At 34.7% G+C, this 13,874-nt stretch carries 11 protein-coding genes; 7 read left to right on the top strand and 4 right to left on the bottom strand.

Annotation, left to right across the window (positions count from 1 at the left end):
• Positions 1-100 precede the first annotated feature (100 nt).
• From QWY91_RS01435 to QWY91_RS01410, 6 genes are all read left to right on the top strand, one after another.
• On the top strand, positions 101-2,515 hold the full coding sequence (locus QWY91_RS01435; protein ID WP_290230992.1) for a DNA translocase FtsK: 2,415 nt from the start codon (positions 101-103) through the stop codon (positions 2,513-2,515).
• A 16-nt stretch (positions 2,516-2,531) separates the two neighbouring features.
• Positions 2,532-3,173: an outer membrane lipoprotein periplasmic chaperone LolA1 gene (lolA1, locus tag QWY91_RS01430; RefSeq protein ID WP_290230990.1), complete on the top strand. Its 642-nt coding sequence runs from the start codon at positions 2,532-2,534 to the stop codon at positions 3,171-3,173.
• A gap of 10 nt (positions 3,174-3,183) precedes the next feature.
• Complete coding sequence (locus QWY91_RS01425; RefSeq protein WP_290230988.1) at positions 3,184-4,629, top strand: LptF/LptG family permease; 1,446 nt, start codon at positions 3,184-3,186, stop codon at positions 4,627-4,629.
• A gap of 35 nt (positions 4,630-4,664) precedes the next feature.
• Positions 4,665-5,813: a 3,4-dihydroxy-2-butanone-4-phosphate synthase gene (gene ribB, locus QWY91_RS01420; protein WP_290230986.1), complete on the top strand. Its 1,149-nt coding sequence runs from the start codon at positions 4,665-4,667 to the stop codon at positions 5,811-5,813.
• Between the two features lie 531 nt (positions 5,814-6,344).
• On the top strand, positions 6,345-6,974 hold the full coding sequence (locus QWY91_RS01415) for a SanA/YdcF family protein (protein WP_290230984.1): 630 nt from the start codon (positions 6,345-6,347) through the stop codon (positions 6,972-6,974).
• A gap of 75 nt (positions 6,975-7,049) precedes the next feature.
• Positions 7,050-7,406, top strand: a complete 357-nt coding sequence (locus QWY91_RS01410; RefSeq protein ID WP_290230981.1) for a phage holin family protein — start codon at positions 7,050-7,052, stop codon at positions 7,404-7,406.
• Here the strand turns inward: QWY91_RS01410 and QWY91_RS01405 are convergent.
• The gene (locus QWY91_RS01405) at positions 7,393-8,532 is read right to left on the bottom strand and encodes a PepSY-associated TM helix domain-containing protein (RefSeq protein WP_290230980.1); all 1,140 of its coding nucleotides are present in this window, start codon (positions 8,530-8,532) and stop codon (positions 7,393-7,395) included. The genes QWY91_RS01410 and QWY91_RS01405 overlap by 14 nt on opposite strands.
• A 97-nt stretch (positions 8,533-8,629) precedes the next feature.
• Positions 8,630-11,092 carry a TonB-dependent receptor gene (locus QWY91_RS01400; protein WP_290230978.1) on the bottom strand — a complete coding sequence of 821 codons (2,463 nt, stop codon included), beginning with the start codon at positions 11,090-11,092 and terminating at the stop codon, positions 8,630-8,632.
• Positions 11,093-11,300: 208 nt separating this feature from the next.
• On the opposite strand from QWY91_RS01400, the gene QWY91_RS01395 reads away from it, so the two are divergent.
• On the top strand, positions 11,301-12,092 hold the full coding sequence (locus QWY91_RS01395; RefSeq protein ID WP_290230976.1) for an HAD family hydrolase: 792 nt from the start codon (positions 11,301-11,303) through the stop codon (positions 12,090-12,092).
• A 35-nt stretch (positions 12,093-12,127) separates the two neighbouring features.
• Here the strand turns inward: QWY91_RS01395 and QWY91_RS01390 are convergent, their stop codons facing one another.
• A complete protein-coding gene (locus QWY91_RS01390; protein ID WP_290230974.1) occupies positions 12,128-12,877 on the bottom strand; it encodes a hypothetical protein in 750 nt (249 codons plus the stop codon).
• A gap of 37 nt (positions 12,878-12,914) precedes the next feature.
• On the bottom strand, positions 12,915-13,826 hold the full coding sequence (locus QWY91_RS01385; RefSeq protein WP_290230972.1) for a L,D-transpeptidase: 912 nt from the start codon (positions 13,824-13,826) through the stop codon (positions 12,915-12,917).
• Positions 13,827-13,874 lie beyond the last annotated feature (48 nt).

The raw sequence follows: 13,874 nt of genomic DNA, 5'->3' as shown, positions 1-13,874 counted from the left end.
GTTTTTTCATAAAGTTAGCCTCTTTTAAAATTGAATTTTATTTTCTTTATTTTAGAAGAGGCTAATTTGTATTTTTGCCAAAATTTCCGAAAAACCACATATGGCCAAAAAGAAAACCAGAACTAAGAAAACTACTAGGAACAAGAAAAAATTCTCGTTATCGCTTAACCGACATCAAAAGGTGGTATTAGGCAGTTTTCTTATGCTATTTGGAGTAGCCTTAATGGTAGCTTTCATCTCCTTTCTATTTAATTGGAAAGCCGACCAAAGCACCTTACAGGAATTTGGTGATCGTAGTATCGAAGCAAAAAACTGGCTAAGTAAATTTGGTGCTTTAATTAGCGATTTCTTTATATATCAGGGATTTGGTGTAGCTTCATTTTCTATCGCTGCGCTGGTAACACTTTCAGGAATTTATCTATTTTTTGGGATACCCGGCAAAAAACTGGCGTCTTATTGGTTTTGGGGAATTTTAGTGATGATTTGGTTATCTATCGCCTTAGGCTTTTTCACTAATCATGCTATTCTTGGAGGTACCGTAGGTTTCGAAATGAATGATTTCCTACAAGATTACTTAGGATTTTTTGGAACTGTTCTTCTACTCTTTTTCCTTTTTATTGCCTACGTGGCATTACGACTTAAGCTTACCCCAGAGATGATTGGCTCTTTCGTAAAAACAAAATCGGATGATATTAATGCTGAATTTAAAGCGGCAAAAGAAGCTTCTGCCAGTAAAATGACGGCAAATGAAACCGACGAAGAGCAGGATTGGAAAGAACAAATAGTAACTACTGAAGAAGAAAAGCCGAAAGACGAATCTGCGCCAGAAATAAGCTTTGAAAATGATCTTGCTGAAGTAAATAAAACTAACGAAACTGCAAATACCGCTAAACCTGCACCAAAAGAAAAGCAGGAAGAACCTGAAGAACTTGCGATGGAGGTAGAAACTGCTCCTGAAGAAGAAGAGGTTGAAGAAGACAAACTGAGCAAAAAATTAGTCAGCGATTTTGGCGAATTTGATCCAACTTTAGAATTGGGGAACTACAAATTCCCAACTTTAGAACTATTACAGGATTACGGTGGTGGTATCACTATAAATCAGAAAGAACTTGAGGAAAATAAGAACAAGATTGTAGATACCCTCAAGAATTATAAAATTGAAATTGCACAAATTAAAGCCACTGTTGGCCCGACGGTAACTTTATATGAAATAGTTCCTGAAGCCGGAATTAGAATTTCCAAGATCAAAAATCTTGAAGATGATATTGCACTTTCGTTAGCGGCACTAGGAATTCGAATTATCGCCCCTATTCCAGGAAAAGGAACTATTGGTATTGAAGTACCTAATAAAAACTCTACTATCGTTTCTATGCGATCGGTAATCGCATCGCCTAAATTCCAAAATGCTGAAATGGAACTTCCAATGGCACTAGGAAAAACGATTAGCAACGAAACATTTGTGGTCGATCTTGCCAAAATGCCTCACATGCTTATGGCAGGTGCGACAGGGCAAGGTAAATCTGTTGGGTTAAATGCCATTCTTACTTCCCTACTCTATTCTAAACATCCTGCGGAAGTAAAATTTGTACTGGTCGATCCTAAGAAGGTAGAATTAACGCTTTTCAATAAAATTGAGCGTCATTATTTAGCAAAACTGCCAGATACCGAGGATGCAATTATTACTGATAATGCGAAAGTAATTAATACACTTAATTCGCTGTGTATAGAAATGGACGATCGTTACGAGCTACTTAAAGATGCCATGGTTCGTAATATTAAAGAATACAATGTAAAGTTTAAAAACAGAAAACTGAATCCAGAGAACGGTCATAAGTTTTTACCCTATATCATTTTAGTGGTAGATGAGTTCGCCGATTTAATTATGACAGCCGGCAAAGAGGTTGAAGCTCCTATCGCGCGTTTAGCTCAGCTTGCTCGTGCTATTGGTATACATTTAATTATCGCAACGCAGCGTCCATCGGTAAATGTGATCACTGGAATTATAAAAGCGAACTTCCCGGCTCGTATTGCCTTTAGAGTAACCTCTAAAATTGACTCCAGAACTATTCTTGATGGCCCGGGAGCCGATCAATTAATTGGTCGAGGAGATATGCTATTTACACAGGGAAGTTCGATGAAGCGATTACAATGTGCATTTGTTGACACCCCTGAAGTTGATAAAATAACGGAGTTTATCGGGTCACAAAAAGCTTATCCAGATGCACACCAACTGCCAGCTTACGAAAGCGAGGAAAGTGGCACAGGACTTGATATAGATGTAAGCGAGCGCGATAAGCTATTTAGAGAAGCTGCTGAAGTAATTGTAACCGCACAGCAAGGTTCGGCTTCATTATTACAGCGAAAACTAAAACTTGGGTACAATAGAGCTGGTAGAATTATAGATCAATTAGAAGCTGCCGGTATTGTTGGCCAGTTTGAGGGAAGTAAAGCTCGACAAGTTTTAGTGCCAGACCTTTTAGCTTTAGACCAATTACTTGATGAAAAACCTAAATAAAGATTTAATAGAACTAATGAAAAAGATAGCATTCCTTATAATTGCATGTTTTAGCCTTGGATTACAGGCCCAAAATTCACAAAAAGCAGAGCAACTTTTAAATGAAGTTTCAAAGAAAGTGAGCAATTACAATAATATGGTAATTGACTTTAAATATGCTTTGGAGAATACTTCAGAAAATATCCATCAGGAAACTCGTGGTGATGCAAGTATTAACGGTGATAAATACGTGTTGAATTTTATGGGAACCACTCAGCTTTTTGATGGTAAGAAAGTCTATACGATAATACCTGAAGATGAAGAAATTAATATTTCTAATTATGTTCCTGAAGATGAAAATAACATTACGCCTTCTAAAATGTTTACCTTCTATCAGGATGGATATAATTTCGCTTGGGATATCACTCAGAATGTCAATGGAAGAACTATTCAGTATATAAAATTAACGCCTAAAGATAGCGAAGCTGAAGTAAAAAATATTTTGTTAGGAATTGATAAAGAGACTAAGAATATTTACAATCTTATCCAAACTCAGCCTAACGGAACTAAAATAACAATTACCGTAAAAAGTTTTAAAACCAATCAACCTCTTGCAAAGAATCTATTTACTTTTGATGAGAGTCGATACAGTAATTATTATATTAATCGCTTAGATTAATCCTACACTTTTGAAAATATTAGACAGGTACATATTAGTTAGTTATCTAAAAACATTCTTTACCGTCTTTATCATCTTAATGTTCATTTTTGTGCTCCAGGCTATCTGGTTGTATATTGGTGAACTTGCAGGTAAAGATTTAGATGTTGCTATCATCCTAAAGTTTTTATTGTTTACAACACCTAAATTAGTTCCTATGGTGTTGCCGCTTACTATTTTACTTACATCGATTATGGTTTTTGGTAGTTTTGCTGAAAATTATGAGTTTGCCGCCATGAAGTCTTCAGGGATTTCCTTACAAAGAGCAATGCGCAGTCTTACCTTATTCATTCTTTTAGTAAGCATAACCGGTTTTGTATTTGCTAATAATGTAATACCCGCAGCCGAGTTTAAAATTCTTAATTTACGTAAGAATATCGCTAAGATGAAACCTGCCATGGCAATATCTGCCGGGGTTTTTAATGATGTTGGTAATATCAATATTAAAGTAGATAAAAAAACAGGAGATAATGATCAATATCTACACAATGTCATTATCCACACAGGTACTGAACGTGGCGGAGATTATACGGTCATAAAATCTAAAGAAGGAGAATTGGTAAGTAGTGAAGAATCTAATGTTTTGTCATTAATACTTAGCGACGGAAATTACTATAGAGAAGTACAACCCAGCGATTATTCTAAGCGAGATCACAAGCCATTTGCTAAAAGTCATTTTAACGAATATACAATGAATATCGACCTTTCTTCTTTAAATCAGGTTGATATGGAAGATGAAAGTTATACCTCTCAAAGTATGCTTCGCATTGGGGAGCTTACAAAAAGTATCGATAGCTTCTCTACGGCTTTAAATAATCGCAAAGAGGCTTTTGCCACTTCAATGTATAGCAGAACCGGAGTACAGACGCTTGATAGAAATTTCACTCCGGCCGATTCTGCTACGCCTAAAGAAATTAAAAATTCCATTTTAGATAATTACGATAGTGAACAATCGCTAAGAATGATAGATGATGCTATTAGAACTACTAATGCAGCTGTTTCTCATTTATCGATAAAAAAACAGGAATTTAAACAAAGTGTAAGACGTTTAAATAAATTTGAAATTGCATTACATGAAAAATATGTTTTAGCGGTTGCGTGTATCGTTTTATTTTTTGTTGGAGCTCCATTAGGAGCTATTATAAGAAAAGGTGGAATGGGGTTACCTATGGTAATCGCAATTATCATATTTCTATCATATCACTTTATAGGTATTTTTGCTAAAAATAGTGCCGAAGATGGCAGTGTAAGCCCATTTATAGCAACCTGGCTTAGCACGCTAATTATGCTACCACTGGGAGTCTATTTTACTTATCGAGCGACAACAGATCAAGGGTTATTTTCATTCGATTCTATTACCAGACCAATTTCAAAGTTCTTGAAAAAGATGGCATTGGTAAAGCATAAAGATAAATAGATTAAATACCTTTGTTAACCTAAAAAAATTGCAGGATGTCAGTAAATAATGAAGGTCATAAATCCTTCAAATTAAATACTATAAAAGAGGCTATTGAGGATATAAAAGCTGGAAAAATAATTATCGTTGTAGATGATGAAGATCGCGAGAATGAAGGCGATTTTATAGCTGCAGCAGAGAAAGTTACTCCAGAGATGATCAACTTTATGGCCACCCATGGTCGCGGATTAATTTGCGCACCTATTACCGAAGATCGTTCTAAGGAATTAGGATTAAACCTGATGGTGAATGAAAATACAGTACTTCACAATACTCAATTTACCGTTTCTATAGATCTGATTGGTCATGGATGTACCACAGGTATTTCTGTTCATGATCGCGCTAAAACTATTAAAGCTTTAACTGAAAACGATACGAAACCAGAAGATTTGGGACGCCCGGGACATATTTTCCCATTGCGCTCTAAAAATGGCGGCGTTCTAAGAAGAACAGGACATACAGAAGCTTCAATAGACTTGGCGAGACTTGCAGGACTTCAGTCTTCAGGTATTTTAGTTGAAATTCTTAATGAAGATGGTACGATGGCGAGACTTCCGCAGTTAATGGAAGTGGCTAAAAAATTCGATCTAAAGATTATTTCTATTGAAGATCTTGTTGCTTATCGTATGCAGCACGATTCCCTAATTATTAAAGAAGAGGATTTTCAAATTCAGACTCGATTTGGCGAATTTAGACTTCGTGCATTCAAACAAACTACAAACAACCAGATTCATATTGCGCTAACAAAAGGATCTTGGACAAAGGATGAAGATATTCTTGTTCGCATGAATTCTACATTAGTCAATAACGATATTCTTGGTACGTTAACTAACGATGCCGATAAAAAATTGGACAACATGTTCAAAGCCTTAGAGAAAGAAGGCAAAGGAGCTATTGTATTTATAAATCCTGCAACAAAACCACTAAGTTTACTTAACAGGCTTGCAGAATTAAAAGAAAGCCAGAAGGAAGGGAAGATAAAAGCTCCAAGTACTTCTATGGATAATAAAGATTTTGGCATTGGAGCGCAAATATTGCATGATTTGGGAATCCATAAAATAAAACTACTTTCTAATTCCAAACAAACCAAGCGTGTGGGTATGATTGGCTACGGCTTAGAAATAGTAGATTACGTAAACTATTAGGAGTTCAAATTTCAAAATAATTATTGCTGAAATCATCTAATATCGGTAATCAATTTATGAAAATTTATAATGATATCTTCTTCTGCTCAACTTACTTTTTAAACCGAAGAAGATATCATCTTTTACCTTATCATTTATTCAAAATTGATTAAAATCTTCTGCCTTTTTAATTTTAATAGTTGTTAGAATTAAAAATCTTATTTTGAATTTCCTGAAAGCAACTGTGACTTCCGTAGAAATTTAACTAATTTCTCGAACAGCTTCATTTAATTCAGCAGAAATCTTTTTTTGATATTCTATGGAAATAACAACCACACCTTTCACTTTAGATTACTAAAGCTGAATCTCTTATATTTTAAGTTTACTACATTCCCTACTTTTATATCTGATAAACCTTATTGGAAGAATTTCACCTTGTTTTTTATAATTTGAACAATGCTTATTGCAATTATAACGTTAATGAATAGAAATAGGTTATTCATCAAATAATATTAGTTATATTCGATATTTATATGAAAAAGAAAGGGATGCATGCGGCTTCTTAAGAAATCTATTCTTTATACAGTAATTATTATCGTTCTGGGTATTTTAATTACGCTGGGCCTGGAAGCTTTTATAAAACAAGATACTTCTAGTCGCATTTATACTGAAATTAGAAACGTGCCTAATGCCAAGACCGCAATTGTCTTAGGTGCTAGTGTGTATTCTAGCGGAAAACTGTCGCCAATCCTTAAAGATAGAGTGGATAGCACCATAGATCTTTTTAACAACGGAAAAGTAGATCAAATTTTAATAAGTGGAGATCATGGCAGCGACGATTATAATGAAGTTGACGCCATCGCAAATTATTTAATTGATCATGGCATTCCTCAAACCAGTTTACTTTTAGATCATGCCGGTTTCAATACTTATGATAGTATGTACAGGGCTTCTAAAGTATTTCAAATAGAAGATGCTGTTGTGATTACCCAAGATTTTCACCTGCCTCGTGCGATGTTTATAGCAAAGCATCTTGGTTTAGATTATTACGGTTATCAGGCAAAAGAGCGTGCCTTCAGAATAGAAACAAAAATTATGAAGCGTGAGAAACTGGCCAATTATAAAGCGCTATTTGAAGTTATATTCAAAACAAAACCTAGCCTTTCCAGAAAAAAAGTTTAGTTAAGCTTTTTTTAAAAGTCAGCCATCTATCTTTTTGGTTTCGTAATTTTCGAAAAAATAACCAAAAGACTTACTATGCTATCAGCTATACTTCATATTTTACTTGATGCTGTGATCTTAATGATCGCTGCAAAATTTCTAAACAAAGTACATTTAAAAGGTTTCAAAACCGCACTTATCGTAGCTTTATTAATTGGTGTTTTAAGCTTTTTCTTAAGCTGGTTACTAACAGCAGTACTAAATATTGCAACTTTAGGAATATTTTACTTTTTAGGTCTCGGCTTTATAACCAGAATGGTGGCTTATGCGATTATTATTGAAATTGCCGATCAAATAAGCAGCGATTTCAAAACGGAAGGCTTTTTACCTTCACTTTGGTTAGCGGTGATTTTGGCTTTATTTGGAAGTATTTTGGATGCTATGATTTTCTAATACTTTTAATTTTCTTAGTCGATTTATTGAACTTTCTGCCATACCAGATCGCAAATCCGCTTAATGGCAAAGCAGCTACGAATAAACTGCATAGAAAGACTATGATTTTTCCGGCAAGTCCAAATAGCTGGCCGGTATGTATTCCATAATTCATCTCCTGAAGTTTTAAACCTGCACTTTTAGAATCATATTCAGATTCGTATAAAAGCGTTCCAGTTTTTGGATGAAATTGGAAATTAGATTGGTGATCAAAATGCAGAGATTTAGGATATGCGCCAGTTATTATTGTAGCGTTTTCAGGTTGTTTCCAAATAAAATACATTTCGCTATCTGGCTTTAATTGCTGAGTTTGCCGAAAAGCAATATCTAGCGGATTTTTAGCATCACTTCTATCCGGTAATAAATTTTCTATTTCAGAAATAAAAAAATCGGTTTCGTATCGTTGTCCTAAATTCGCTACGGAATAAAAAGATTCGTGAACCGTTTCGTAAACAAAAGCTAATCCTGTAATTGCTAAAATAACAGCTATTATTGAAGTATAAAACCCGGTAACATTGTGCCAATCATAATTGATCCTGCGCCATCTTGCACTCCATTTCACGGCCAGTCGCTGTTTTAAGTATTTAAGCTTTTTGGGCCACCAAAGTATCATTCCGCTAATGAGTAAAATTATAAAAACGATGGTCGAGATTCCTACGATTTGCTTCCCAATTTCCGGCGGAAGAAGTAAATACATATGTAGTTCTTCTATAACATTAAAAAATTCAGTTTCTAAATTTACATTTTGAATTAGCTTACCGGTGTATGGATTAAAATTCAGTAAATAATTGGTTTCCTTTTTAGTGATAAATACAGTTGCTGGACGATTAGTTCCATTGTAAACTACCATCGATGCTTCAAAATCTGGCTGGAAGGCATTTGCTTTTTTCAATAAAAAAGAAGGTTCTATAAATGCTGCATCTTGGACTTCTACAAATCGATATTCGTAAAAAACATCTTTCAATTCATCATGAAAAGTAAAGATGCAACCTGTAATGGCAACAATAAAAACGACAAGTCCTGAACATAATCCAAGCCACAAATGGATTTGCTGAACGATCGTTTTAAAAGCACTTTTCCCTGCCATTATAAAATTTTGCGTAAATGTATAAAAAAGAAAAAGCCGGATGTTTTAAAAACACCCGACTTCTACACAAACTAACTAGAATAATTATTGTAATTCGTTAAAACTTATAAGTAAAGTTTGCTGCTAGATTTCTTCCAATCTGTGGATTTATCGTAGACCAACCATTATAATATTCTTCATCATTTAAATTGTTCAGTTTTAAAGTAATCCCGAATTTATCGGTTTGATAAAATAACGAAGCATTCAAAACCGTATAATCATCTAAAGTAAAAGTACCAGCGGTATTTCTATTGAAGATCATGTTTTCACTTCCGTAATTTCCACCAAAACCAGCTCCAAATCCATTTAGAACATTCCCAGAGAACTCGTAAGTCGCCCAAAGATTAGCTAGGTTTTGAGGACCTGCACTTTCTGGACGTCGACCAAGAAAATCATCTCCTACAGATCCTTCAGTAAGTTCGCTCTCGTTATAACTATAATTTGCAACAATATTAAGTCCTTTTACGGGCGAAGCGGTAATGCTCGCTTCGAAACCACGACTATATAATTCACCACCCTGAGTGTAAACCTGTGGAGCAACCGTTATCACTGTGTTAGAAACTTGGATATCGTAATAAGATAAAGTTGCTGCAACTTTGTTGTTTAGAAGATTCAATTTCACACCACCTTCCAGTTGTTTAGCATGTTCAGGATCAAATTCATAATTTACAGAATTTCCATCCAAATCTTCACCTATTTGCGGCGCTACGTTACTAAATCCATCCTGGTAATTTGCAAAAAGAGAAACTTTATCTAGAATTGGTTGATAAACCACTCCTAATTTAGGAGACCATGCAGTTTGGCTATTGCTTTCGCTTTCAAAACGATCTACGCGCACACTTGCCATTATTGAAAGTGCCTCTATAGGATTAAAAATATCTGAAACATACGCACTGTAAATTTCCTGTCTTGAAATTGAAGGAGAGATATCTGAATCTGCGAATAATGCATCTACACCAGTCTCAGATAATATTCCGTTATCATAATTGGTCGTATAGTTAGTAGGATCTGTAATTCCGTAGACACTTTCATTTATATTTTCTACGCTGGCATCACCAATATAGATTAGTCCATTTTGAAGATAACCCGTTCCGCTATTTCTAACTTCCTGATTGTAATAATCTAATCCGGCAACAACACGGTTTCGCATTTCTCCGATCTCAAAATCTCCAATAAAATTTTGCTGAATATCACTTGTTAGCGTTGTAGAATTCTGGTGATTCATTTGTCTTCCAAAAACTACTCCCTCTTCTAGCGCAGTTCCATTTGTTGGATCATCGCCTTTAAAAGCTGAAGTTCCTTCATACAAATAAGAATAATCTCCTTTTGCTTTAGCTGAACTTTGAGAAAATGCGGTTTGTGAAGTCCAATTATCAGACAATTTATAATTCATCTGTGCTTGTATGCTATACATTGGATTTTCGATACTTAAATCATCTGAGGTATATGACTTATCATTATCATAACCCAATTCATCCAGATTATTCACCGCCAATTCGTTTGCTCTATCCAAGAAAAGCATGGTTTGATTGGTGCTTTCAACTTGATAAATTTCAGTATTAATTAAAAATGAAAGACGATCGTTTACCTGGTACGATAAAGAAGGAGCAAAGAAAAAAGATTTTCTAAATCCTGCATCCTGAAAACTTTCCTGCGAATGATATGCTGAATTCACTCTTAAATTCACACCTTCACTAAGTGGTAAATTAACATCTGCAGTCAATCTGTTTAAACCGTAGCTTCCTGAAGTGTAAGACACATTACCACCAAAATGGTTATAAGGTTTTTTAGTGACTACATTAATTAAACCACCGTAAGATATTACAGAGCTACCATATAAAGTTCCAGATGGCCCCTTTATTACTTCTAAAGCTTCAATATTTTGTGGATCTGGGCTTCCATTGGTTAAAGCTGGTAAACCATTCGTCAAATTTGGTTGTACAGCAAAACCTCTTAAAGAATAATAACCTGCACCATCAGAACCACGACCTGTAGATTCCCATAATTTAGTGATTCCAGCTGCATTTTTAAGTGCATCATCAAAGTTAGTGACTACCTGACTCTGTAATAATTCTGAAGAAATAGAATTATAAACCTGTGAATTTTCCATTCTGGAAAGCGGCAGTTTTGATACATACGCACTAGAGGTTTTAGTAAACTCATTCACTTTATTATCAGCGTTAAGAAGTACTTCTCCTAATTGTTCTTCGCTACCAATTAGTACAACAGGAGCAACTTCTGTAATAACTCCACCTTCTACGGTTACATTTATTTCTGAAGATTTATAACCTACATAAGAAAACTTGATGGTATAGGTTCCTTGGTCAACATTACGCAATTCGTAAAAACCATTGTTGTTAGTTTCAGTTCCTCGAGAAGTACCTTCTAAAGAGACATTCACATTGAAGATTGGCTGACTGGCGCTATTTACCACCCGACCTTTAAGAGTTCCCGAATTCTGGGAAAATCCGAGCGAACAAATAAATAATGAAAAAAATAATAAAAGATGTTTTTGAGACATTGGTTCTAATATATTTATTTAGACTTTCTTTAAATAACACCGCAAATGTATAAATGCTTATCGATTCAGAAAAGCTTATTAAGAATTATTTTAAATAAAAACACCTTACAGTTTATGCAAAATCGCTTCTTAAAGAAACATTAATTTCATATTCCCCTACTCCATTTCTGCATATAAACAGCTATATTTAAGTTTTTAAAATACGGATATGATCAAATTAATTATAACAGATATGGATGGCACATTGCTTAATGATGAGCATAAAATCCATCCAGAATTTTGGGAAGTAGAGAAAAAACTGAGAGATAAAGGGATAATGTTTTCTGTGGCCAGCGGTCGCCAGTACTATAATCTAGCGTCCAAATTTGAGCAACTGAAAGGACATATGATGTTTTTTGCTGAAAACGGAAGCTACGTAGTGCATAAAGATAAAGAGTTGTATACCGACACTATGGATCGAGAGCAAGCGAATGAATTTATCAAACTAGGACGTGAAGCTGAAAATTGTAATCTGGTATTATGCGGTGTAAATTCTGCTTATGCTGAAAGCGATAATGATGAGTTTATAAATGAAGTAAGTAAGTATTATCACCGACTAGAAATAGTCGAAGATCTTACTAAAGTAGACGATAAAATATTGAAAGTTACTTTGTGTAATTTTGAGGGTGTAGAAGAAAACACCTTTCCGAAATTCGAGAAATTTAAGGATGATTATAAAGTAGCGATCGCTTCAAGAATTTTTATAGACATTATGTCGAATACTGCTAATAAAGGGAATGCTATAAAAGGCGTGCAAAAAGAGTTGAATATCTCTCCTGAAGAAACAATGGTATTCGGTGATTATTTAAATGATCTCGAAATGATGCAGAATGCCAAATATAGTTACGCCATGAAGAATGCTCATCCTGAAATTATTAAAGTAAGTAATTATATTACTAAATACGATAATAATGAAAATGGTGTGGTAAAAACCATACGCGAGATGGGACTTTTGGATTAATAAGATCAATAAAAATCCCGCAGAAGCGGGATTTTTTAGTTTATAATAATGTTTGTTTTATCTACACCGCTATTTCCCGTCTTGGGATCGAAAGCATAGACGGTTAGCGTATAATTTCCTTTATTTAAATCGATATTCCCTGAAAATGTACTTGATTTTTCAGTTTGGTTTAACTCAATTTCCTTAAAAAAACCTTCAGATTCTATTACCGCTTTTATTTCAAATCCGGCGGCATCCCACATGCCACCATCTTCTACCGGGCAACCACACATCATCACTACATTTGCTTTTATTTCCGTAGAAATCTCACCGGGTACGCGCTCATGTGTTTGCGGACTAATAATATCGATTACAAATCCTGGAATTTCAAGTACAACACCATCTCCCACAATATCTTTGCCGGGAATTACCCATAGTTGCGTCGTAGATTTAACTTTGGCTTGACTTTTATTGATTGGCGCGTGCGCTTCTACTTCTACAAAAACAGGCTGCTTAATATCTAGTTTTGCTAAAAATCCCGCTGTATTATCATCTGAAATATCCTGATAGCGCTCTTTTGGCTGCTTCATTATCTTTTCAGAATTTCCAGTGCTTCCAGTAGTCACTCCTTGAGCTAGAATCTTTTTGGTTAATACCTCTCTAACGATAATTTTAGCTCCACCTATCGAGGTTCCAATAAACTTCGCATCCTTTGCTTTTGCTCGCACCATGATATTAGTTTGCGCAAAATTATTGATTGAAGTAAAAAAGATTGTAAAGGTTAACAGTTGAAGAAGTTTCATCATTTTCCAATTTTATAGAAAGATAAGAAACTTAAATAAACTAGGTTAAGGGTTTTTCCAGTTCTTCCGCAGTAACAAAATTCTTTGGATCTTGCTCATAAGATTTAACGTAGTCCCCTAAAAGTTTAATTTCATCTTCGGTAAAATCATTAGTTTCTACGCTATCCGCTAGTTGTAACCATGGCTTTTTTGCTTTATAATCGTAAGCACTAAAAACAATAAAAGGTGTACCATTAGCTTTAATACTGCTGCCCTCAAGTGACCACATTCTTGCCCAATCATAAATAAAATTCGCATCATCCATATACAATCTAACGCAAGCATGACTTGCAGGATAACCTGGTAAGGAATATTGGTGAGTACCAACCCCTTCAAAATTCATAAAATTGAAATAATAAGGTAAAATCCAATCTTTATTTACAGAACTAACTTTACGCTTGGCTTTATAATTTCCATAATGTAACCCATTTGGTGTTGGCGTAGACTGTTTACCGCTACTCACCGGGCCCCATTTAATTAAATTTCCGCTTTCATAAAGTCCGAATGCCTGAATTCTCTGTGAGATTAAAACCAATTTTGGGATCGTATCAACCATTCCTAATTTTTTAGGAAACGGGCTATAATCCATAATATCGTTACTTACTGAATCTGGAATCACAACTTCCTTACCGGCCCAAAGCTTACGTTTATCAATACGATTGATGGCATAAATTACTTTACGCTGTTCTTCTGTATATCGAGAATTGAAACTATCTAAGGCTGTTTTAGATTTAAGTGAATCTATGGTATACACCACATCCAATCTCTCTAAAGGCGGATCTATTTTTAAAGTATCTAATATTTTTTCGGGAACCTCGACAATTTTAGTAGATTTCTGTTCTTTATTACAAGCTATTAAGCAGCTTAAAATAAAAATTAAAACAAACGTATTTTTAAAGATTTTCGTCATCATATAAAACCAACCCTTGCATTAAGGGATTATTATCGTAGACCACAAATT

The sequence above is a fragment of the Zunongwangia endophytica genome (genome assembly GCF_030409505.1).
Taxonomy (GTDB): Bacteria; Bacteroidota; Bacteroidia; order Flavobacteriales; family Flavobacteriaceae; genus Zunongwangia; species Zunongwangia endophytica.
This window is presented reverse-complemented; position numbering and strand designations above follow the sequence as displayed.

Bases quoted from the DNA above. Each gene is read 5' to 3' on its own strand.
- QWY91_RS01435 (WP_290230992.1), top strand. From the start codon at position 101: ATGGCCAAAAAGAAAACCAGAACTAAGAAAACTACTAGGAACAAGAAA.
- lolA1 (WP_290230990.1), top strand. From the start codon at position 2,532: ATGAAAAAGATAGCATTCCTTATAATTGCATGTTTTAGCCTTGGATTA.
- ribB (WP_290230986.1), top strand. From the start codon at position 4,665: ATGTCAGTAAATAATGAAGGTCATAAATCCTTCAAATTAAATACTATA.
- QWY91_RS01415 (WP_290230984.1), top strand. From the start codon at position 6,345: ATGCGGCTTCTTAAGAAATCTATTCTTTATACAGTAATTATTATCGTT.
- QWY91_RS01410 (WP_290230981.1), top strand. From the start codon at position 7,050: ATGCTATCAGCTATACTTCATATTTTACTTGATGCTGTGATCTTAATG.
- QWY91_RS01405 (WP_290230980.1), bottom strand. From the start codon at position 8,532: ATGGCAGGGAAAAGTGCTTTTAAAACGATCGTTCAGCAAATCCATTTG.
- QWY91_RS01400 (WP_290230978.1), bottom strand. From the start codon at position 11,092: ATGTCTCAAAAACATCTTTTATTATTTTTTTCATTATTTATTTGTTCG.
- QWY91_RS01395 (WP_290230976.1), top strand. From the start codon at position 11,301: ATGATCAAATTAATTATAACAGATATGGATGGCACATTGCTTAATGAT.
- QWY91_RS01390 (WP_290230974.1), bottom strand. From the start codon at position 12,877: ATGATGAAACTTCTTCAACTGTTAACCTTTACAATCTTTTTTACTTCA.
- QWY91_RS01385 (WP_290230972.1), bottom strand. From the start codon at position 13,826: ATGATGACGAAAATCTTTAAAAATACGTTTGTTTTAATTTTTATTTTA.